Below are 22,960 nucleotides of genomic sequence, written 5' to 3' on the forward strand. Positions count from 1 at the left end.
ATTACCCACCTATCCCAATGGATATACGTTGCGTTACACAATGATAATCTTAAAGGCCGATAGATACCGTACGTAACGGCTGGGCTATCTTGGGCAGGTAATCGGGGTCGGTAATCGGGGTCGGAATGAAGCCAAACGCCAGCCTTACCGTTTGGCCTTCCCCACGGGTGACGTTCAGTGACACGCGCCTTCAATCCTGACATCATAGCTGATCGTGCCCTGCGCCCCAGGGGCGAGCTGGCCGTCGAACTGCCAGGCCACGCTGCCCTGATAGCCGACAGCGTTGGTACCAGCCGGGGTGGCCAGGGTGCAGCTGGTCAGGTTGCCGGGCAAAGCCACGCTGGCGGGGCACTCAGCCTGAGCTGCCAGGGAGGTAAAAGCCGGGGTAGCGTCGTTGACCTCAAGATCGGCCATTGGCGTGGTACCGGTGTTGGTATAGCGGATCTCGTAGCGCAAGACGTCGCAGGGCTCGCCTTGGTTGCGGGTTTGGAAGTCGCTATCGCCATCATCTGTAGTGTCTGGTTCGCCATCTACGCCAATATTACGCACGCGCTTTTCAAGGCCTAGCTGGCCGGTTTGCACCCGGGTGATATCGGTGACCGCGACGCTATCGGTCACGGTGCTGTTGTCATCAAGCGTCAGCGTCTGGGTCGCGGTTAGCGCTACGCTGTGCTGGGCGCCAGTGGGGGCATCGGCCGGGGCAAAGACGCGAACCAGCAGGCACCGCTGTTCTTCGGCCTCTACATTAACGGTTAGCGGCGCGCTGAAATCCGCTTCACCGCTGCAGCTCGGGTCTCGGAGGACCTGCTGGCTCCAGGCCGGGCTATCCGGTGTGCTGGTCGGGTTGGCCAGGCTGAACGCCACCTCGCCGGCAGTGGTGGCGGTAAACTGGTGGCGGTAATCAATGACATTGCCGGGGGTCACGCTGCCCTGATTATCCGGCACCAGCCGGGGAGAACCGACCTTGCCGAAGTTGATACCGTCCCAGGTGGTGCCTGGGGCCGGCACTGTAAAGGTCATCTCGGCATCGTCGAGAGCGCTCAGGGTAATATCACTGTCTGCGGTGCCGTCAGATTCACTGATGGCGCGAAAACCATCCGGCGTCTCGGCCACTAAACAGGCACCCTTCCCTTCATCGTTGACGCTTAACGATAGGGACCACTCGCCGGCGCCGTTGGTCGTGGTCTCGGCCAGTACATCGGCATCAGGCCGGCACTGACCATCAGTGTTATCGAGTGCTTTAACCGCAACCCCGCCCAGCCCGGCTTCATCACCGTTGACCTCACCATCGTGGGCAGTGCCGCCAGTGGTGCTGTTCAGGCCATTATCATTGAATACCCGGCCGCCAATCCGGGTGGTTAGATCCACGCTGGGTGGAGACGGTGCCTCACAGCCCAGCGTGGTTGGGTCTTCAGCGCTTAAATCTTCAGGCCCAATTATTTGCCAACTGCCCCCTGTTTGACGGTACTCGATTACGTACCCTCGGGAACTAACCCAAGGGTCACGATGGCCCATAACAAAGGCATTGCCGCACTCACCCACCGTGACTTCTGCGGTATAGCCCTGAATCTTGGAGTCACCCGCGCGAACCCAGGGTTCATTGACACCAAATTGATAGGACGCATCCCCGATAGGAAAATCGTCTGACGCTGGATCCCCGAGCAATCTGTTGGTACCGAAATCGTCATCCGCTGGTGTAATGCCGGGATTGACAGGATCGACCCAGTTGCTTCTATCATGATCATCGGATACCACCCACCAGACTTGATCAACCGCGTCACCCACGGGACTCAAACGCACTTCAACCATCTCGCCCGCTGGAATGTTCGGATCAAAGCGGATCCAGGCATCATTGCGCTGAACTTCACGCCTTCGCGTAGTATCGTCAATAAGTCTGAACTGAGTAAGGTTCCGTGTGCCTGTTCTACCCCAACTATCCGTGGGCAATCCATCGCTATCAATAATGCCAAAATCACCCCGGCTACTGATGGGCAATTCTCGATGGCCATTCCCCTCCCCATTTTCATTAGTTCTGATTAAAGACCGGTCAGTGATCGACCCATAGCGATAATTGACCCTATCGTCAAATTGAACATCATGAACCGACGCCTGGCCATAGGCAGGCACAGAGGTACTCAACATGGCTGCCAGCAAGCCAAACACAGGCAATAATGCCCAGCAGCGTAAGCCATATACACCCTGACCCTGAATGCCGGCTGATCGCCGGCCTGCAACCAAAGACGCCTGATCAAGATCGTTCATTTCCGCACCTTTAACCCAAATATCAAAGTGGCCTTTTCACCGGCAGCAAGGGAGCCCACATTGACATCAATGGGGCCAGTGCCGCCGTCCACGGGGGCATCAATTTCATCAGTACAGCTGCCGGTCGGGGCCATGCAGTTTGCCGTGGCGACGTTGTAGACCGTAAACGACTGAGTGCGGTCGCTGATGGTGACCTTGTTCATGGTCGCGGCTCCCTGATTGGTGGCCACCAGTTCGTAGGCCACACAGTCGCCCGGGGCCACCTCAAAACCGGTAAACACAAACTCAAACTCGCTGCCTGAATCCGGCTGGCCGTCGCAGTCAGTGTCCGGGGCCTGGCGCTTGGTGATGATGATATCGGTGTTGTTGGCGGTGGTGGTGTCGGTGGCGGTGTCGCTGACACCCTCTGCGGCAACTACTTCCAGGGTCTTGATATTCACCGTACCCAGGGGGACCTCGCTGGGCGCGAAGAGGCGTGCAAATACTGTCACTTCTTCGCCGGGGAGTAATTCTCCCTCTGTGCCACTGTTGGTGGCCAGGGTATCGCCGTCATTCAGGCGGGTGTCATCGGCGCTCCACTCGCCGTTGCCGTCGGTGTCTTCAAACAGCACCACTGACCAGCCATCGTCAAGCGGGGTTGCCGACAGCTCCAGCTGGGTGAGCGGCACATTGCCGGTATTGGCCACCTGGTGGGTATACACCACGGCACTGCCGGGTTCTACCTGGCCGAACTGATCCGGCGTCAGGCTGATGGCAGGGCCTGAACTGACCACTACCTGATCGTGCTTGATGTCTTCAGCGCCGCTGGTCTGGCTGAGGGCACGAAAGTAAACGCTGACTTCGGTGCCACCGGTGGCGTCATCCGGCACGCTCACCTCGGCGCACACCTGCTGGCTGCCACCCCTGGGGATCAGTGCCGTTGAGGAAATAGCCTGCCCCAGGGAAGAACAGTCGCCGTTGCCGCCGTCATTGAAGAATTCCACCTGCCAGCCATCGGGTAACTGGTTGGCCTCAAAGGGGCTAAGTGTGTCGCTATAGGCCAGGGCGTAGCTGTCCTGGCGGGCGCCGGTGTTGTTGATAAAGAGGTTAAAGGTGGTGGTATTGCCTGGTGCTACGTTATTCGTGTTTATCGGTCCACTTGCAGGATCAGCGCCTTCACCCGGGGCGCCGCCATTTCCGTCAGCTTCTGCATCATTGGTGATATCCACCGAATTTTCGGAGATTGCTGTCAGGCGGTCAGTTACCGCATTGCTGACGCTGGCATCGGTATTGGAGGTGGCCACCTTGGTGACATCAAAGGGCCCGCCCAGTGCATCCGGTGGCACAGTGGCCTTGAGCACCACCTTGATACCACAGGCGTTGTTGGCCGTATCAGTGACAAAGCGCGCCGGGCAGTTGCCACTGCTGTCGGGCACCGGGATCGGGCCGGTGTCCAGGGTGCCGCTGCTGGTGGTATCGGTCAGTGGGGTGGCGCCATCGCTGCGTAGCAGCTGGAAGACGGTGCCGTCCGGGAACGATGACTCGGTGGTAAAGCTGACACTGTTATTGCCGGGTTGTACCTCGATATCAAAGCTGTCGACACCGTCACCGGTGTTCCAGATGATGTTATCGAATTGCGCCGAGCCGCCCTGGCCTATCGATGCCACTTCCACCACGTTGTCAGCGTCGGAGGCGTCGTCTGAGCCAAGCGAGCTGTCAGCCTGTGTATTGTTGGCCACCACGCCGGGGTTCTGGGCTATATCGGTGATGGTGAACAGCGCCGTGTTGGTATCAAACTCGCCAAACGAATCGCCGTCTTGGTTCTCGTAGGCGTAGCTGGCGGTGTTGGCAATCACACTGGTGGCCGGGATGTCAGCATCGATGCTGACCTCAAAGCTCAGAGACGCTTCAGCGCCCGGCGCCACGCTGGCAAGGGTGGCGCGGACAAGGTCCGTACAGTCCGTTGACCCTGAATCGTAGGCGCAGAAATCAATGGCCTCGCCTGCCAGGGTCTGAGTTCCGTCATCATCATCGGTCAGCGGTGTGGTGGGCTCCAGGCTCCAGCGGGCGGAGTCAGCCACGTAGGTCATGCCGCCAGCATCACCGGTGGTGAAATTGCCCTCGAGATCACGGTACTCGGTGGGCAGCTCATCCTCGATGACCAGGTTGGTCGCCGTCTGATTGGAGATATTGCGATACCGCAGAGTGACGGTGTAATTACCACTGGGGGAAGCGCCCTGGTTCTCACTCAACGACTTGACCACATCAAACACCGGGCCATCCGGGAATAAGACGCTGTCGGTGTTGGATACAACCTGGCCAGGGTCTTCGCTACTTTCTGCGCTAATATCCAGTGCAGTCAATGTTTGACCAACCGTGCCTGTCGGCGTTGCTTCGATAACGAAATCCAGCTGCTCACCGGCCGCCACGACACGCGTTGAGCTTGTCCAGCAGAAGTTACCACTGCCATCGTCAGTGGTGTCAGTGCTATCAAACAGCGGGTCACCGCTATCCGGTTGGCCGTCATTATTGGCATCCGGGTACAGCGCCCAGCTGCTGACGTCAGCATTTACATTCACCACACACAGCTGATAGGTGTCATCCACGTTACCGGTGTTGCTCAGGGTATGCGGGAAATTGACCGGCTCACCGCTGACAGCGGGCTTTGTCTGATCCGTATCCAGGGTGAACGCCGGTACGGCCTGCACCACGGTTTCCACCAGGTTGGAGGTAACCGACTGCGCCTCGGCGGTTTCGGTACAGGCATCATCCAGACAGCTCTTGAACGAGGCCGACGCCTGGTTGCTGATAATCGTACCTGCCTGCGGCGCAGCCGCCTGGCCAGCGGTTGCAGCCCCCAGCACCACCAGTGCCAGGCCAACGCTAATAAAAAATTTGTGCGTGGCTTTCATTGGGTCACTCCACCGGTATGGGCGGGGTAAACGTATCGCCGCCGCTGGCATCAGGGTCCAGGCTCAACACCAGCGGGCGGCCCTGGGCATCAAGCAGCAGCATCTCGACACGGCGATTGATGACGCGATCATCCACCGCCATGCTGTCGAGTATCGGCGCCTGCTTGCCTGCCGGGGTGGAGCGCATCCGCGACGGCGCCAGGCCCTGCTCGGTGAGATACGCCACCACGGCCTGACGGCGACGTTCGGAGAGTTCGCGATTATAGGCCTGAGAACCGCGCTGGTCGGTAAAGGCGCGGACACTCAACTGCAGTTCGGGGTGCTCTTTCAGCAGCGCCAGGTTATGGTCGAGCCGCTGGCGCTGGGCAGCGTTCAGTGCTGCCTCATCAAAACCGAAATACACCGCCGGTTCCCACTGCCGGGTGTTGTCTTCCGTAATGGTCACGACGTGCGGTTCTGTGGTGCAAAAGGCATCATATTCCGCATACAGGGATTCAGTAGAGGCACACCCTGTCAGGCTAAACAACGCCACTATTACGGCCGCCAATGGTGTCTTGCTCATTTCGACTCTCCCAGATAACTGCGCTGTTCGGCGGCTGTTGCGCCAAGCCAGTCAAGATCATTTTCGTCAAACTTGAATTCAAAGCCGATATACAGGCCTTCAGCGTTATAGCCTTGCGGGTCAAGGTCTTCATCCGTGAAACCGCTGACGTTGTAGCCAATGCCCAGGCGCAGGTTGCGGCGCACCAGGGCGTTGAGACCCAGACCATAGCTGTAGCGCAGCTCGTCGCCGCCTTCTGTGGCCAGCACGCCGCCGTGCAGGTCAAGATCAAAGCGGCGGTTGATATCCCAGATAATACGGCCATCGGCGATGTAGGCCTCGGTGGATTCACTGAAGGCATCCAGCTCGGTGGTCTGCCATTTGCCGCCCAGACGTCCGGACAGAATCAGGTCATCATGGGCCTGGTAGTTGTGGTGGTTGGACAGCAGGTGAACGGTGCTGTCGTTGCCGCTTTCTCCGCCCCACTTCTCCTTCCACTTGTACATGAAAAGGGTATGGTGACGGTTATCCATCAAGGGACGGCGGGCGAAGCCCAGGGTGACGATATTGTCGCCATCGCGCTCCTTGTCATCAAAATCCTGCAGGCGCAGATCATTACGCACCACGCCGGACCAGTCCTGGTTGAGACGCCAGATATTCGCCGCGCTCAGGCCGTAATAAGTGCGGTCATTGCCAAAGCGGGTTTCAATCCGCGCCAGGGTGCGGCGGTTTTCATCGCGCAGGTCTTCCACTGCCACCGACACCGCGGTGCTGTTCTGGTCATCATCACCATCCACCGCATTGATCCATTCAAAGGAGGGGCTGACGGTCACACCCTCTGTCACTTCAAGGTCTGAGCGGACCCCGCTGGCCACGGCAGTATCCCGGCCGTCCTGAGCGCCTTCCAGGCGGTACTCGGAAAACACATCGGTTGTCTGGGTCACGCTGGAACGGGTACCCACCGACAGGCGCTCAGACTGGGTATCGCTGCTCAACTGGTTGATCCCGGTCAGGCTGTTCTTGAAGTCATAGCGGGCATAGACGCTGGTGTTATCGGTTATCCCCAGCTCGGCATCCGCGGCTATGCGCTTGCGGTCACTGCCTTCCAGCGCCTGTTCATACTCGGCGCCGAGCGACAGGGGCCGTTCGCCAAGGCGCAGGTTACGCTCAGCGCCCAGAATGGCGGTGGTAAAACGATCCGTCTCGTCGTCTTCCTGCTGCTCGATGCGCCTTGCACCGGCCATCAGCCGCGTCTTGCCCAGATCCAGCTCGCCCATCAGGCCGACACTGGTTTCCTTGTCGGAAGATTCAAGATCATCGGAATGGATGGCTTCAATGTTGGCCGCCAGGTTGGAGGTAATCGGCTGGCGATGCGCCACGCGCGCTTCCTCACGGCCTTCACTGATGCCGCCGGCACTGTTGGAAAAGCCTTCCTCGGCCTTGGCCCAGCGCACATCGGTGCTGCCGCCGTTTTCCCACTGGCGCTGAACCCCGACGCTCATGGCATCGCCTTCGCTGTCGTCCTCGCGATTGGACATGCTGGCCACAGAGCCGTACACCGTATTGCGGTCATCCAGCTTGTAACGCGCCGTCAGGCTGCTCAGGTCAAAGCCGGTTTCCTCATGATCGTCATCGGTGTAGCTGACGCTGACATCAATTTCGTCGGTAAACTGATGGGTCAATCGCGCGCCCAGAATGGTGCTGGTTTCGTCACTGCTGTCTTCCAGCTCATAGTTGGCGCGGATCACCACCGGGTTGTTGTCATCGTCAAAGGACGGAATGACATCAAAGAAGCGGATATCCCCGGTGAAGTAGTTGATCGAGTAATCCACATTGCGCCGCAGCGTGCGGGTAGAGAGCGTCAGCCCGGGATTGTTGCGGTCGCGCACCACCAGCTCCAGGGTTTCGGAGTCACGCCGCGGGCGGTTGCTCAGGGTAAACAGCATGGCGGTGCCGTTGCCGTCGATTTCCTCGGACACCTGGTCATAGTCTGACTCGGCACCAAACAGTTGCAGGCGGGTGCTGTCATTTTCCAGCACGGCATTGATACCGGTCAGGTTACGCTGCACCCGGCCAAGGTCATCATAATTACCGCCGGAATCGGTCAGGTAGTCGCCCCACATCAGGCTGTTGCGGTCCTTTTCCAGCTTGGCGTAAAGCTTGCTGGCGCTGCGTGCATCATAGCCGCGCACCGAGGCATCGCCGGCAATCGGGTAGTAATCGGCCGGGTTGAGGTCGCGACGGATTTCATCTTCCTCATCGAGCTGGTTTTCGCTGTCGTAGGCCAGGGTAAGGTGCATATCGCCACGAATTCCGCCTTTGATGAAAGCGGCCGCGCGCTTCTCAGTGCCTTCCACCGGGGCGTCACTGGCCAGTGAGGTAGGTCGTTCGCCATTGCTGCTCGTATGGCCGAAGGTTTCACGCCCCTGAATCAGGCCGGTGGCAATCAGCGGCCGCATGGGCGCAATCTGCTCGACCTCGGTGCTTGACGACATGTCATCGAGACTGGCCTTGATATCAATGGGGCCGGTCTTTTCGGTGCTGCGCAGGTTGACCAGGGCCTCGCCGTTGCGCACGCGTACCTGGAAGCCGGGGTTATCGGGCTGAAGGTCTTCTTCCCGCCAGATACCGCGGGTGTTCTCAAGCGTGACAAAGTGGGTGCCGCGGGCCAGATTGCCATTGGCATCCTTGACGATCACCTGCACCGGCACGCTGGAGCGGCCACCGTCGGCAGGCAGAGTGCTGGCAGCGGTTTTCAGCGCCAGCGAGAAGGCACCCGCCGGGCGGATGATCTCGGTTGCCGCCAGTTCACGCTCGTTACCGAAGGCATCCTTGGCTTTCACTTCAACCTGGTTAGTGCCTTCTTCCAGGGGCACGCCGTACCAGCTGATGACAGCCGCGCGCTCACGACGGTTGAGAATCTGTTCCCCCAGGTACTGATCGCCCAGGTCTTCACCGTTAACAAACAGGCTGGGGGTCAGGCCTCCGGGTACCACGACCTGCAAGCGGCCATCGTTGCTGATGTTATCCCGGGGCCAGAGGAACTCACCTGCTTCCGCCTGATGGCGGGTAATCTCAGGGGCTACCTCCTCGGTCGCGGGCATCTGTTCATCAACAGTGTCCAGCTGAGGCACCCGCTCGGCATTACTAGCGGCGCGCTGCCGATAGCGCTGCTCGTAGTCGTCGAGGTTATCCAGCATGCCGCCCACGGTGTAGACGCCGCTGCCCAGGTCACCGCTGCCATCGGCATCGTTCTGGCGGCGGCTGCGCTGATTCCGGCTCAAGGGGTCAAAGCGGGCAGCATCCTCCAGCATCCATTCACCGTCAATCTGGTCCATGCGCTGCTGGAGCGCGTCACGCAGATCACCGGCTTCTTCAGGCGAGGGGCAGGCCGCCGCGAAATCCGCGCGGTGCATCTCACCGCCGCGCAGGTCGACAAAGCGGCTTTCGCCATCCGCCGCATGGCGGTTATCAATCGGTTTGAGGGTAACGCCTTCTGGCAGGGTCAGGGTGTCGACCTTGATGGTGTGCAGTTCCGGCCGACGGTCAAACAGGCTGTACTGGCCGTTCTCGTCGGTAATCACCCAGGAACCGTCCTGCAGGTAAAGCTTGACACCGGCGATAGGCCATTCCCCTTCGCTCTGCTGGTTGCTGCAGTCGCTATCGACGTAGACCTTGCCAAAGATGATGGCGCGGTCAGACAGAACGCCCTCATTGCGCACCTCTACCTCGGCTTCATCCTGGTTGGAGGTATAGGTAAAGCCGGAACGGGTGTTGGCCTGGGCAAGGGCGCGGTTGATGCCGTCACTGTCCACGGCACCGGCCGAAAGCCGCATGGCATAGTTGAGCGTCACGCTAGCGCCGGATTCGAGCACAAAGGGCTGCAGGCTATCGGCGTCATCCCGGGCCAGGCGGAAGGTCATCTGGCTGCCCAGGTCTCGCTGCGGCTCAGGGATTTCAATGCGTTGGCCGTCTACTTCCAGCCAGGCGCTGTCCGCAATATAGCGGAACCCATAGGCCGGCGTATCATCAATCAGCACATTGAACAGCGCGTCATCCGAGTTGTTGGTGATATCCACGCTGTAGGAAATGACATCGCCTACCGCCCCGATATCCTCATCCGCGCTCTTTTCCACCACCAGGTTACCGGCAAGCTGGGCGTCAGTGGGGTCGAGGGGGATATCCAGGAAAGCACTCGCACCGCTGAGCAGGAAGGCGCCTGCCAAACCGCCGGCATTGCCAAACCCGCTGAGGCCATAAGAGCCTTCTTTGACGTTAGAGAAAAACTGCCGGGCTGCCTCGGTGCTTGTCTCGGAGGGGAAGTTATAGCCTTCCGGGGGGTCGACATCCAGGTAATAGCAGTATTCCGGCGCTGCCTTGGGGAACTGGTATCGGCCGACACGGCTGATACGCCCACGGGTATCGGTGACATCGGCGCGCAGGCGTTCATCGGTGATCGGGTTGACGGCGCGGCGGAAGTCACTCTCGCTCAGGTCGCTACAGCTACTGGCGGCACTCTCCGCCAGAGGCTGGCGTGACTGGAAAAGAGTGACCTTGGCACCGCTGACCCGCTCGCCGGTGCTGGCATCAAAGACGTTACCAAAGGGGTTGACGGCTGCCCGGTCGGTAACGGTTGTGGTGTTGAGAACACTGCCATCAGCGGCAATGCTGGGCACGTCATAGGACACATCAAGGCGATCATTGGCTTGCGTGTTCAACACACAGGCGTTGCGGATGGCATCATCGCTGGTGGTACTGGCTGAATAGCGGGCCAGGGTGCCCCTATCGGCATTTGCCGGGCAGACACGGCCATCGCCCTTCAGGGTATCACTCAGCACCAGCGGGAAGACGCTACGGAAAACCCCCGAGTTGGGCGCGGTCTCCTGGACCACCACCCGAACATCATCACCGGTGAGCTGTGAACGCACGGTGGGCGTAAACAGACGCTCGCCGTCCGGCGTCTGCTGGAAATATTCGGGGTCGGTGGGCCGACAGGTTCAGCTGGGAAGCGGTCAGGCGCAGATACACGCCGTCTTCCAGCACCTTATCGCTGTCTTCAGCGGGCAGTGAGTAAAGGGCGGTATCGATAAAGTCGTTATCGTCGCCGTGATCGGGCGTGGCGCCGTCGCGCAGCACCTGATTGGACGGCCGCTGAAAGCTGATGCCCGGCCTCACACTGCCGTTCACCTGGTTACATACCTGGTTACTTTCGACGTTGGGCCGGGTATCGCCCTGGTAGTCAATGGTGGCGCGGTTGAACAGCACGGTGCCATCAGCGATACCTTCGTTAACGGTGACGTCAAAGGCAAAATCGCCGGACTGGTTGGGGCGCATCTGATCGGCCGGCAGAATCAGACCGATGCGTTGCGCCGAGCGACCGTTCCAGTTCTCATACGTGACCCATTCGTCTCTGGCCGCGCCGGCCTCGCGCACCACCATCACCCCCTGGCGGGGGGAATAGGAAGGCTCATTACCGGGCACCAGGCTGGTGTTGGGGGGAATGACGTCTTCGATCACCACCCCCCCTACCGCATTGCCGTCGACCAGCAGAGTGCGCGCTGGCGGGTTGGCATTGCCGTTATTGGTGAAAGCAATCTGATAACCGAACACCTGGCCTTCATCCAGCGGCGCCGAGCACACCTGGCTGGCGGTCTTGTTGAGCACAATCGAGGCGCCGTCCTGAATTGTTACGGTGTCGGTAACGCTATCGGCAACATCACCACTGGTCTCGGAGATCGCTTCCAGGTTCAGCCTGAAGACATCGTCCAGGTTTGCTGAAGCGGGCACGCTGACGGTTATCACCAGATCCAGGCTTTCCCCGGGGAGTAACCGGGGCAGGCTGTCTACCGCGGGCTCGCCCGGGTCGGCCAGGCCGTTGCCGTTGACATCGATATGCACCGATAATCCGTTGAGGTCGCCGTCATCGTCGCCCAGGTTGTCCAGCACCAGGCGGTATTGATCCGGCAGGTTCCCGGTATTGCTCAGGGTGTGCTCGAAATTGATGCGTTCACCGGGGGCACCAGGGCGCTGCTTGTCCGTATCCAGCGCCAGATTGACCTGCTCGGCCACTACCACGCTGGAGACGTTGGATAGCACCCGTACCGTCTCGCCTTCCAGCGGATCAAAGTAGGTCATCTCGGCCTGGTTGCGCAGCACCGTTCCCGGGGTCGTCTGGGCCAGTGTCAACGCGCTGCTGGCCATCAGTATCAAGGCCATCAAGGCTGTCACCAGGAAAGGCGGTAATATCATACGTGATTACCCTGAGTGCTAATGGTCGGCAGGCTAAGCCTGGGGCTTTCCAGGCCGCCGCACGCGGCGGCCTGGAAAGCCCTCCCCTGAGGGGAGGGCCTTGGTTGACGGGTGAAGAGTTAATCGACCTTGACGCAGAACTGGGCACTGGCGCTTGCACCAGAGGCCAGGTCACCGATTTCCCAGGTCAGATCATCACCGTTCTGAATAGCTGTAACGGTTGAGTCATCTGCCTCTACCAGCGTGGTGAATTCAGTGACCGAGTCGTTGATGGTCACGTTCTTCGCTTCCGTGGTGCCTTCGTTGCGGGCTTCAAGGTTCCAGACCACACATTGCCCTGGCTCTACCTGATCTTCAGGCTCGGCTGCAAAGTTCGTGCTGGTAGTGTCGTAGGGCATTTCCGAACCACAATCACAGGCCGTATTCACGTAGGCGCTCTTTTCCAGACGCACCTGGCCAGTGATCACTTCGGTGGTATCGGTGGCAATATCACTGATGCTGCCATCCGCTGTGGTGGCTGTGAGGGTATAAGTATCCTTATCGCCCTGGCTGGCGTTGGCCGGCGCGAAGACAGTGGTCTTGACATCCAGACGCTCACCTGGCTCCAGGGTCACAACGGTATCAGCGCCGCTGTTATCGATAGTGACCTCAACAGGTGTGCCATCCGGCGCGCGCACAAAAACGTCGCCATCAGGAATATTGGCAATGTTTTGCCAGGAATCAGGCGTTCCGTCTCCAGTGGTGTCCACAAACACCTGGGTGTTATTGCTAAAGCCGTCCGCATCATTCTCGGTGGTCAGCGTGACGTCTTCGGTGGTGTTACCGCGGTTGGCAATCTCGTGGCTATATTCCACGCTGCCGCCGGGCTCGACCTGGTTTTCACCGCTCGGGGTGACGGCAATATTGCGCTCGCTGTCCACATCGACGGCGTCCAGCTTTTGGTCGGACTGGTTGGTAGCGTTGGACTCGATCGTAAAACGAACCGGGTAGTCGCCATCGCCATCAGAAGGGCTTATTGAGGTATCGGCTCCACCATCCGTAGCGTCAATACCTTCTACTGTTCCTTCAAAGTCAGCCAGAGCCTGATCGGTGACCGAGGAGATCTGGACTTCTGCTTGATAGTGATAAACCGCACCGGCTGGCAGCAAGGGCGTGGCTGTAACAGTTGCACCCGCATTGCTGCCATTATCAACATTACCGTCTGCATCGGTATCAACCCCGAGCTCCTTAAAGGTAACGTTCCAGCCTTCGGGGAGGTCCGCTTCCAGCACGAAAGAATCCGAGCTGCCACCGTTATTGGCTGCAAACAGATCGAAGGTGACGGTATCGCCCACACCGGCTGACTCTGTGGTGATTGGCGCCGTATCGTCATACGCGTCAGCATCGTCAGAGCCAGTTAACTCTGAAGAAAAGCTGTTGGCCAGATCGATGCTGGGAGCGGTGATGTTGCCCAATACTTCCAGCTTTTGATCTGAAGCAGGCGAATCGCTGGGGTCATTGGCCGAGGTAACCGTCGTGGTCGCAACAAAGTCGCCTGTCCCTGAGGCATCCGAAGGCAGTTTGGCGCGAACGGTAATCTCCAGTGATTCACCCGTTGCAAGGCTGCCCGTATCGACATTGCCGTCGCCGTTGGTATCGGTCAGCGGCGAGGTGTCGTTACCGTTGTAGAAGGTAAAGGTGGTGCCTGTAGGAAATGCCACAGCAGGCGATGGTACCGCTTCAGAACCGGTGTAGCCTGCACCCGCGTCGTTTTCAATGCTCAGCTCAAAGGTGTCATCACCGTTACCGTTGTTGGTAATCACGTTGGTAAAGGAAACGGTAGAACCTGCCGCGGCTTCGTTGACTCTGGCCTGGTCGTTATCTCCATCAGCGTCTGTGCCAGTATCATCGCCGGTATTGTCGCCGGTATCAGACGCATCAGGCCCAAAGGTCTGTTCGACTTCGTCGCTGGTTTCATTGGAGGATTCCGGGTCATCCGGAACACCGTCTCCGTCACCATCTTCACCCGCTACGAAGCGGTTATTGGCTTCCGTACCGGCTTCCAGGCCCTCTTCAAATTCGACGGTGAATTTGATCGAGACTTCAAGGCCCGGGCCCATCTCGGTGTCAGTGAAGAAAAAGCCTTCTTGATCCGTTTCACCATTAATGTTGTTACCGTTCATATCGATGCCGGTAGGTTCATCAATGGTGTTTATAGGCACAATATCTGCAGAATTAGTAAAGGTGGACGAGTCGTAAAGGTCGGTACCTGACAGCAGGCCATTTAACTCTACAGAACCGCTTACAAATTCCGCATTAGCTGGAATTGTGTCAAGAATCACCACATCTTCAGCGGCGCTGCCGGTGTTTTTCACCGTCAGGGTGTAGGTGATGGTGCCGTCGTCGTTCACTTCAGACTGCTTGGTTGGCACAATGACCGGGCCGTCGGTGACGGTCACGGTGTCCTGGTTGGTGCCATCTAAGCCGTCGCCGTTATCGCCTTCATCGACGACATCGCCACCTCCATCAGATACTACCGTCAGCGTTGATTCGATGGTGTCACCAGCGGGGGCATTCGACGGCACCGGCTTGGCAACCACCAGATCGGCACGCTCGCCGCCGCTCAGCGTCAGCTCGGTAACTTCCGGCTCGCCGGCATCGGGAAGGCCGTTGCCGTTAAGGTCTTCGTAGACGGTGTATGGCTGGCCGTTTTCATCGTTGACACCCTCAAGACTCTCAATTGTAAAGGTATCTTCAGTGTTACCGGTGTTGGTCAGCACGTGCGGGAAGTAGACGGTGGTGCCCGGCGCGCCGGTTTTCTCGTTGTCGTCTTCCAGCGTGGCACCATAGACTTTGGCCACCGTCACGGTAGATTCGTTGGACTGCGCCGAATACGTGTTACCGTTCTCGTCTTCGTAGGTGACGGTCGCGATATTGTTGATCTCGGTGCCGGCGGGGGTGAGCGCCCTGGCCTGCTGCGCCCAGGCCTGGCCAGAGGCAACGGTCCCCAAAGCAAGCCCGGCGACCACCATCGCCAATGGCGTTTTCCTGAAATGTAGATTCATGATGTTTTCCTGAATGTGTTATCTGGGGTTAGTGCAGTGTTGCGATTGGTGAAGCTACCCAGGCCTGGGTACTCAAGAATCATCGCGCTCCTGTTTACTGAGGACGTTGAGGATAAAGCCGCCGGGAACACCCGCCCGGCTTACCCCATAAACATTAACCAGCGGATACCTCATTCCACCTCGACGCGGTAGACGTAGGTTTGCGTCTGCTCGGGGGCAATGCTTTCCACCGGTTCCCAGCGCAGCTGGGTGTAATCTTCCGGCGGCACCACCTCTTCCTGCTGATTACCGTTTTCGTCTGTTACAACACGGGTGTAGGGTTCGCTCTGAAAATCGTCACCAGCGCCAGCACTGACAGTGAACTCGGCCGCCACGCTGGCGTTATCCGTGTCACCCACGTAGCGCGTGTTATCCGGGATCGGCCCGTTCACCACCAGCCCGGAAAGCGTGCGGTCAGAGACGTTGGTGAACAGCAGGCGGTATTCGATGGTGTCCCCCGGGCCGGCTTCCTCGGCCGGCATCAGCCGCTCCTCGCCGCCCTCTTCCACCACCAGGTAGCTTTCCAGGCTGCTTTCAAGTGGCGTTTCCTGCGCCCAGGCAGCGGTGGCAAGCAGCAGGGAACTCAACAGGGCGCTGCCTAAAAATTTGCACTTCATGCACATCACCTCGGTATTCAATGTTCTCGATTGTCGTGTCAGCGTTTTAATAAACGAGCCAAAACACACGCAATACTCAGTGGCACTGTGATTGTTTAATGCCTCACAAAAAATGCCGGCCTAACGCTATAAAGAGCCAAGTATCAGGCCCAATCAAATAGCTAAAAAATCAACTAACGTAAATTTTTTGATTTTTATTTTATTTAACAATTGAGCTGTTTCGGGATAACATAAAAGACTCTCTGAGCATCAATATTTCCGCGCTCGTATGTATTGCCTAGAGCATTTGCATGATGGTTTTTACTGATAAAAATTACCAAGGTAAGATAGGATAAATCAGAACTAAAAAGGACAAAGGATGGCGTTCGGGTATTAGCCAACTACCCGAAGGGACAGGTCGTATAACGGTGAGTGTATTTATTGAGAAACGATAAATGAAAATTTTAATTTACATTTATATAGGCCTGCGGCACTGAGTCTTCTGAATCAATACCGGGTTCAGCCGCTGCTGTTACTGCCGGGTGTATATCTGGCGCAGAAAAAAGCCCCACCGGAGTGGGGCTTTGCTGTGCCAGGCTGGAACGGTCGTTAATATTACAGCAGCATACGGCGGATATCGGTCAGTGCATCCGCCAGGAAGGCGGTGAAACGCGCGGCATCGGCACCGTTGATGGCGCGGTGGTCATAGGACAGCGACAGCGGCATCATCAGGCGCGGCTGGAAGGCGGCACCGTCCCATACCGGCTTCATCTGGGATTTGGAAACGCCCAGAATGGCCACTTCCGGCGCGTTCACAATCGGCGTGAAGGCAGTCCCCCCAATCGAGCCGAGGCTGGAGATGGTAAAGCAGCCGCCGGTCATTTCATCGCGTTTGAGCTTCTTGGTCTGGGCTTTCTTGCCAAGCTCAGCCATTTCCTTGGCAATCTCGATCAGCGATTTCTGATCGGCGTTGCGCACCACCGGCACCATCAGGCCTTCTGGGGTATCCACCGCCACCCCGATATGCACATACTTCTTCCAGACCAGCGTCTCGCCGTCACCCTTCAGGCTGACATTGAACTGGGGAAACTTCCTCAGTGCAAAGGCACAGGCCTTGACCATAAAGGGCAGCGGCGTGAGCTTGGCGCCCTGAGCTTCCGCTTCGGCCTTCATGGCCTTGCGGAAGGCTTCCAGTTCGGTGATATCTGCTTCATCAAACTGGGTGACGTGAGGCACGTTCAGCCAGCTGCGATGCAGGTTGGTCGCGCCCATCTTGAGCAGGCGGCCCATTGGCTTTTCTTCCACTTCACCAAACTGGCTGAAGTCGACTTCCGGAATCGGTGGGATGCCGGCCCCACCCGCAGCAGCGGCCGGTGCCGCGCCAGGCTTGGCACTGGGCGGATTGGCCAGCGCCTGCTTGACGTAGTTCTGCACGTCTTCTTTGAGCACGCGCTCTTTAGGGCCGGTGGGCTTGACCAGGCCAAGATCCACGCCCAGCTCGCGGGCCAGCATACGCACCGCCGGACCGGCATGCACCAGTTTGGCATCACGCGGCTTCTGCGCGGCCACCTGGGCTTCCGGGCTGGGCGCTGCCCCAGCGCTGGCTGCCGGGGCAGGTGCCGGCGCGGGCTGTGAGGCAGCGGCAGGTTCAGCGGCTGCCTGTGGAGCTGGCGCTGCGCCGGGTGCGCCGGCCACTTCGATATAGCCGATCACATCGCCTTCGGAAACCGTATCGCCTTCCTTGACGGTCAGTTCCAGCAGCTTGCCCTTGTAGGGGCTGGGCACATCCATGGAGGCCTTGTCGGACTCCAGGGTGATCAGGGCGTCTTCCTCGTCAACCTCATCACCGGCAGCCACGCCTATCTCGATAATCGGCACATCCGACGAACCGGATAAATCCGGTACGCGGATTTCCTTACGCTCCGGTGCGCCACCGCCTGAAGCCTCAGGTGCGGCCTGCTGTGGCGCGGCGGGCGCCGGTTCGGCAGCGGGCTGAGGTGCATCACTGGAAGCAGGCACGCTGTCAGCGCCGCCACTGCCGCCAGCAATTTCCATCTGGCCGATCACATCGCCTTCAGAGACGGTATCGCCTTCCTTGACGGTCAATGCAATCAGCTTGCCGCCATGCGGGCTGGGCACATCCATGGAGGCCTTGTCGGATTCCAGGGTAATCAGGGTGTCTTCGGCGTTGACGTCATCGCCGGCGCTAACCGCCACCTCGATGATTTCAACATTGTCCGAGCCGCCCAGATCGGGCACCTTGATATCGACGGTCTGCTTGCCGCCCGCGGCAGGGGCCGCTGTCTTGGGGGCGTCACTGGCGGGCGCGGCGGCCGGCTCAGACGCGGACTGAGCCGGTGCGGCACTCTCTCCACCAGCGCTCCCGCTGCTGTCGCCACCGCCTTCGGCTTCAACTTCAACGATGGCGTCACCTTCGGAAACAGTGTCGCCTTCCTTGACCAGCACCTTGATGACCTTACCGCCCTGGGGGGCGGGCACGTCCATGCTGGCTTTGTCGGATTCCAGGGTGATCAGGGTGTCTTCCGCTTCGATAACGTCGCCTTCTGACACCGCAATCTCGATGATTTCAACATCGGTATCACCGCCGATGTCGGGGACTTTGATGATTTCGCTACTCAAGGTCGCGCTCCTTTAAAATCGGATCAAGTCGGCGGGCGATGCCCGCCGGACTGCGGATCAGCTGGTCAGCGGGTTGGGTTTATTAGGATCAATGCCGTATTTCTTCAAAGCCTCACCGACCTGGGTGCGTTTGATGTCACCGCGGTCAGCCAGCGCCTTGAGTGCCGCTACTACAACGAAATAACGGTCCACCTCAAAGAAGTAACGCAGCTTTTCACGGGTATCCGAGCGGCCAAAACCGTCCGTGCCCAGAACGCTGTACTCGGTCGGCACCCAGGCGCGAACCTGGTCGGCGTAGAGCTTCATGTAATCGGTAGCAGCCACCGCCGGACCATCACGGCCTTCCAGGCACTGGGTGATATGCGGCTTGGGCGCCTCGTCATCCGGGTTGAGGAAAGCGGTGCGCTCCAGCAGCAGGGCCTCGCGACGCAGCTCGTTAAAGCTGGGTACACTCCAGATATCCGCGCCGATGCCCCAGTCCTTTTCGAGCAGTTCGGCACCGGCTTCCACTTCGCGCAGAATGGTGCCGGAGCCGAGCAGCTGCACGCGGCCCTTGTCACCCTGGGTTTCACGCAGCAGGTACATGCCCTTGATGATGTCATCCGTGGGCACGTCGTCCAGCGCAGGATGCTCGTAGTTCTCGTTCATCACCGTCAGGTAGTAGAAGCAGTTTTCCTTATCGACAAACATCCGCTTCAGGCCGTCCTGCATGATCACCGCGACTTCATGAGCATAGGTCGGGTCATAGCTTCTGCAGTTGGGGATGGTGGAGGCCTGGATCAGGCTGTGGCCATCCTGATGCTGCAGGCCCTCGCCGTTGAGGGTGGTGCGCCCGGCGGTACCGCCGATCATGAAGCCACGCGCCTGCATGTCACCCGCGGCCCAGGCCAGATCACCGATGCGCTGGAAACCAAACATCGAGTAGTAGACGTAGAACGGCAACAGCGGAAGGCTGTGGTTGGCGTAGGACGTGGCCGCGGCGATCCAGGCGGACATGGCGCCTGCTTCGGAAATGCCTTCCTCCAGGATCTGGCCCTTCTGGTCCTCGCGATAGAACATGATCTGGCCTTTGTCGACCGGCTCATATTTCTGCCCTTCCGAGGTATAGATGCCCAGCTGGCGGAACATGCCTTCCATGCCGAAGGTGCGCGCTTCGTCAGGCACGATGGGCACGACCTGCTTGCCGATGTTCTTGTCCTTGACCAGGCCGGTGAGCACCCGCACAAAGGCCATGGTAGTGGACACTTCACGCCCCTTGGAACCGCCCATCTGTGAGGCAAAGGCCTTGTCGTCGAGGCCGGGAATCACCAGCGGCTCGAATTCATGGCGGCGCTGGGGCAGGAACCCCCCCAGACGCTCACGCTGCAGATGCATGTACTTGAGCTCGGGCGAATCATCGTCCGGCTTGTAGTAAGGCACCTCCTTGAGCTGTTCATCGGTCAGCGGAATGCCAAAGCGATCTCGGAACGTCTTGAGCGCTTCGTATTCCATGCTCTTGACCTGGTGGGCCTCGTTGGCCGCTTCGCCGTCACCGCTGCCCATGCCGTAGCCCTTGATGGTGTGGGCGAGAATCACCGTCGGCTTGCCATTGGCGTTGTTGACCGCCTCATGGTAGGCCGCGTACACCTTGAAGGGGTCATGGCCGCCGCGGTTGAGCTTCCAGATATCATCATCGGACATATCCTTGACCATGGCTTCGGTCTCAGGATACTTACCAAAGAAGTGCTCGCGGGTATAACCGCCACCGTTGGCCTTGTAGTTCTGATATTCACCGTCAACGGCTTCATCCATGCGTTTTTGCAGGATACCTTTCTTGTCCTGCTCGAACAGCGGATCCCAGTGGCGACCCCAGACAACCTTGAGAACGTTCCAGCCCGCCCCGCGGAAGACGCCTTCCAGCTCATCAATGATCCGCCCGTTACCCCGGACCGGGCCATCAAGACGCTGCAGATTACAGTTGATCACGAAAATCAGGTTATCCAGGTTCTCGCGGCCCGCCAGGGAAATCGCCCCCAGGGATTCAGGCTCGTCACACTCACCGTCGCCCATGAAGCACCAGATCTTGCGATCCTGCATGTCCTTCATTTCCCGTGAGTGGAGGTACTTCATGACGTGGGCCTGATAGATGGCCATCAGCGGCCCAAGGCCCATGGATACCGTCGGGAACTGCCAGAAATCGGGCATCAGCCAGGGGTGCGGGTAGGACGACAGGCCATCGCCATCAACTTCCTGACGGAAACGGTCCATCTGGTCTTCGGACAGACGCCCGAGCAGGTAGGCACGGGCATAGACACCCGGCGCCACGTGGCCCTGGATATAGACAAGATCACCGTCAAAATCGCCTTCAGGGCCACGGAAGAAGTGGTTGAAACCGACATCATAAAGCGTTGCCGATGACATGAAGCTGGCAATGTGACCGCCCAGGCCAGGCTTGGCGCGGTTGTTGCGAATGACCTGGGCAATAGCGTTATAGCGCACCATGGAACGGATGCGCCGTTCCATGAACAGATCACCCGGCATGGGCGCTTCGCGATGAACCGGAATGGTGTTGCGGTGCGGAGTCGTCACCGAAAAGGGCACCTTCATACCATCCCGGCGCATGCGATCCGCCAAGAGAGTCATCAGGTGTCGGGCACGTTCTTCACCCTCGCGATCCAACACCGATTCCAGGGAATCCAACCACTCCTGGGTTTCGAGCGGATCGAGATCTTCTTTTGTCTCCAGACTCATTGAGGTCTCTCCGAATGACGATAAATGACAAATGCCCCGCAAACCAAAATGGGGCCTGATCTGTGTTTAAAATCGGCGACTCAGCAACAAAGACACCGACCTGACAGTTCAATGTAGACCCTGAACCAGCACCCTTGCCAGCGATTCAGGCAGAACAACAAAATGTAGTAAACCTACCAATATAAACTAATATATTACCCTTTCGTATAGCAGAAGATACCGGAAAGTCACCGCACTGCCAATTATGGATCCAGACGAAACTGTACCAAAAACAGCATAATGCGCTGCAGCAAAAACAAAAGATTACAGAACCCATTGTGCAGCATCATTTTTTTTAACGTTGTTAAACTACCGTTTTATTACATATTTTTTCTAATCGGGGCTTCATCCAGGCTTAATCTTGCCTAGGCATTGGAAAAAGTAGGCCCAATCAAAGGCAGGCCCAGGATCAGATTTTCGAAGCGGTGCTACCCTGGCATGGCTGGTAATCCGTGACAGATCAAGCGCAGGATGTTTGACACCCTGCTCATGCACCAGGTTGGCCAGGGTCGTGTACTGCGCCTGCCTGAAAGGTGTCTCATCGTCACCTTCCAGCTCTATGCCGATAGAAAAATCATTCAGCGCCTGCCGCCATTGACCACGGCGCGCATCCCACCAACAGGAGCGACCGGCATGCCAGGCGCGGCGGGTCGTCTCAACAAACTGCACGCACTCGCCGTCGCGACGAATCAGAAAATGAGCCGAAACCCTTAATTGCGCAATGCCGGCAAAATACGGGTGTTCCCGGGCATCCAGCCGATTGGTAAACAATGCCTCGATGGCATCTCCACCAAACTGCCCCGGCGGCAGGCTGATGGCATGCAGTACTATCAGGGATACCTCACCCGAGGGGCGCTCATCGGCATTGGGAGAAGGCACGTAGCGTCGGGCTGACATAGGGGGCGAGTCTTGATCTGAAAACTTCAGCATCGACTGCAGACTCCATTCTGTTAAATAGGACAATGACGTCTCGGGACCTGATTCACTATACTTGTCAGCAGACCATCAATGCCAAGGGAATTCACACCGCCATGCACTACTATACTGCCCTCGCTGAAGAAATCCGCGCCAATGCTGCCCACCTGTTGGCAGAGGATGTTGGCCCCGGTGACATGACGGCACAGCTGATTCCTGATTCACAGTGGGCCAGGGCCCATGTGATTACCCGCGAGCCTGCAGTGTTATGTGGCGTTGCCTGGGTCGATGAAATTTTTCGCCGCCTGGATGGACGCATTGTGCTGGACTGGCAGGCGGCTGACGGTGATCACCTGGAACCGAATCAGGCCTTTCTGATGCTTGAAGGCCCAGCCCGCAGCCTGCTGACCGGTGAACGCGCTGCCTTGAATGTATTGCAGACGCTGTCCGCCACGGCCACCGCCACCCGGCACTATGTGGATTTACTCGCCGGCACGCATACGCGCCTGCTTGATACACGCAAGACACTGCCCAATATGCGCCTGGCACAGAAGTACGCCGTGACCTGTGGCGGTGGGTATAACCACCGCATCGGGCTATGGGATGCCTTTCTGATCAAGGAAAACCACATTGCGGCCTGTGGGGGCATTGGCGCTGCCGTGAAAGAAGCTCGCAAACTGGCCAGCGACCTGCCGCTGGAAGTTGAAGTGGAAACCTTTGCTGAGCTTGATGCCGCTCTGGAAGTCGGCGCCGACACCATCATGCTGGATAATTTCTCGCTGGAGGAACTTCGCGAAGCGGTCGAGCGTACGGCAGGACGCGCCACTCTTGAGGCCTCAGGCAACGTTGATGCCACCACGCTACGAGCCATCGCCGAAACCGGCGTTGACTGCATTTCCAGCGGTGCGCTCACCAAGGACATCAAGGCCATTGATCTATCGATGCGGATAACCGAGATCCATGGAGAGACGTGAGACAGGCAATGACCTCTAGGGTGGATTCGCGCAGCCATCC

The 22,960-nt window shown here is 58.5% G+C and carries 12 protein-coding genes; 1 reads left to right on the top strand and 11 read right to left on the bottom strand.

Annotated elements, in window-relative coordinates:
* Positions 1 to 49 precede the first annotated feature (49 nt).
* From LL947_RS11985 to ampD, 11 genes are all read right to left on the bottom strand, one after another.
* Positions 50 to 184 carry a hypothetical protein gene (locus LL947_RS11985; RefSeq protein WP_499833327.1) on the bottom strand — a complete coding sequence of 45 codons (135 nt, stop codon included), beginning with the start codon at positions 182 to 184 and terminating at the stop codon, positions 50 to 52.
* Positions 175 to 2,262: a hypothetical protein gene (locus LL947_RS11990; protein WP_499833328.1), complete on the bottom strand. Its 2,088-nt coding sequence runs from the start codon at positions 2,260 to 2,262 to the stop codon at positions 175 to 177. Before LL947_RS11990 ends, LL947_RS11985 begins: the two co-directional genes overlap by 10 nt.
* The gene (locus LL947_RS11995) at positions 2,259 to 5,153 is read right to left on the bottom strand and encodes a COG1470 family protein (protein ID WP_499833329.1); all 2,895 of its coding nucleotides are present in this window, start codon (positions 5,151 to 5,153) and stop codon (positions 2,259 to 2,261) included. Before LL947_RS11995 ends, LL947_RS11990 begins: the two co-directional genes overlap by 4 nt.
* Before the next feature lie 4 nt (positions 5,154 to 5,157).
* A complete protein-coding gene (locus LL947_RS12000; RefSeq protein ID WP_499833330.1) occupies positions 5,158 to 5,715 on the bottom strand; it encodes an OmpA family protein in 558 nt (185 codons plus the stop codon).
* Positions 5,712 to 10,622 (bottom strand): DUF11 domain-containing protein, encoded by a 4,911-nt coding sequence (locus LL947_RS12005; RefSeq protein ID WP_499833331.1) that lies wholly within the window; start codon positions 10,620 to 10,622, stop codon positions 5,712 to 5,714. Before LL947_RS12005 ends, LL947_RS12000 begins: the two co-directional genes overlap by 4 nt.
* Positions 10,600 to 11,943: a COG1361 family protein gene (locus tag LL947_RS12010; RefSeq protein WP_499833332.1), complete on the bottom strand. Its 1,344-nt coding sequence runs from the start codon at positions 11,941 to 11,943 to the stop codon at positions 10,600 to 10,602. Before LL947_RS12010 ends, LL947_RS12005 begins: the two co-directional genes overlap by 23 nt.
* Before the next feature lie 119 nt (positions 11,944 to 12,062).
* The gene (locus LL947_RS12015) at positions 12,063 to 14,987 is read right to left on the bottom strand and encodes a hypothetical protein (protein WP_499833334.1); all 2,925 of its coding nucleotides are present in this window, start codon (positions 14,985 to 14,987) and stop codon (positions 12,063 to 12,065) included.
* A 170-nt stretch (positions 14,988 to 15,157) separates the two neighbouring features.
* Positions 15,158 to 15,643 carry a hypothetical protein gene (locus LL947_RS12020; RefSeq protein WP_499833335.1) on the bottom strand — a complete coding sequence of 162 codons (486 nt, stop codon included), beginning with the start codon at positions 15,641 to 15,643 and terminating at the stop codon, positions 15,158 to 15,160.
* A gap of 594 nt (positions 15,644 to 16,237) precedes the next feature.
* On the bottom strand, positions 16,238 to 18,262 hold the full coding sequence (gene aceF, locus LL947_RS12025) for a dihydrolipoyllysine-residue acetyltransferase (RefSeq protein WP_499833336.1): 2,025 nt from the start codon (positions 18,260 to 18,262) through the stop codon (positions 16,238 to 16,240).
* Positions 18,263 to 18,319: 57 nt separating this feature from the next.
* Positions 18,320 to 20,992: a pyruvate dehydrogenase (acetyl-transferring), homodimeric type gene (aceE, locus tag LL947_RS12030; RefSeq protein ID WP_499833337.1), complete on the bottom strand. Its 2,673-nt coding sequence runs from the start codon at positions 20,990 to 20,992 to the stop codon at positions 18,320 to 18,322.
* Between the two features lie 384 nt (positions 20,993 to 21,376).
* Positions 21,377 to 21,961, bottom strand: coding sequence for a 1,6-anhydro-N-acetylmuramyl-L-alanine amidase AmpD (gene ampD / locus LL947_RS12035; RefSeq protein ID WP_290823693.1), 585 nt, complete (start codon positions 21,959 to 21,961; stop codon positions 21,377 to 21,379).
* A 101-nt stretch (positions 21,962 to 22,062) separates the two neighbouring features.
* Between ampD and nadC the strand changes: the two genes are divergently transcribed.
* The gene (nadC, locus tag LL947_RS12040) at positions 22,063 to 22,920 is read left to right on the top strand and encodes a carboxylating nicotinate-nucleotide diphosphorylase (protein ID WP_499833338.1); all 858 of its coding nucleotides are present in this window, start codon (positions 22,063 to 22,065) and stop codon (positions 22,918 to 22,920) included.
* The last annotated feature ends 40 nt before the right edge of the window (positions 22,921 to 22,960 follow it).

The organism is Halomonas sp. BLK-85 (assembly GCF_044792155.1).
Taxonomy (GTDB): Bacteria; Pseudomonadota; Gammaproteobacteria; order Pseudomonadales; family Halomonadaceae; genus Vreelandella.

What these genes read in the sequence shown, in the direction of transcription:
- LL947_RS12010 (WP_499833332.1), bottom strand. Translation starts at nt 11,943, where the DNA reads ATGATATTACCGCCTTTCCTGGTGACAGCCTTGATGGCCTTGATACTG.
- LL947_RS12015 (WP_499833334.1), bottom strand. Translation starts at nt 14,987, where the DNA reads ATGAATCTACATTTCAGGAAAACGCCATTGGCGATGGTGGTCGCCGGG.
- LL947_RS11995 (WP_499833329.1), bottom strand. Translation starts at nt 5,153, where the DNA reads ATGAAAGCCACGCACAAATTTTTTATTAGCGTTGGCCTGGCACTGGTG.
- aceE (WP_499833337.1), bottom strand. Translation starts at nt 20,992, where the DNA reads ATGAGTCTGGAGACAAAAGAAGATCTCGATCCGCTCGAAACCCAGGAG.
- nadC (WP_499833338.1), top strand. Translation starts at nt 22,063, where the DNA reads ATGCACTACTATACTGCCCTCGCTGAAGAAATCCGCGCCAATGCTGCC.
- LL947_RS11990 (WP_499833328.1), bottom strand. Translation starts at nt 2,262, where the DNA reads ATGAACGATCTTGATCAGGCGTCTTTGGTTGCAGGCCGGCGATCAGCC.
- ampD (WP_290823693.1), bottom strand. Translation starts at nt 21,961, where the DNA reads ATGCTGAAGTTTTCAGATCAAGACTCGCCCCCTATGTCAGCCCGACGC.
- LL947_RS12020 (WP_499833335.1), bottom strand. Translation starts at nt 15,643, where the DNA reads ATGAAGTGCAAATTTTTAGGCAGCGCCCTGTTGAGTTCCCTGCTGCTT.
- LL947_RS12000 (WP_499833330.1), bottom strand. Translation starts at nt 5,715, where the DNA reads ATGAGCAAGACACCATTGGCGGCCGTAATAGTGGCGTTGTTTAGCCTG.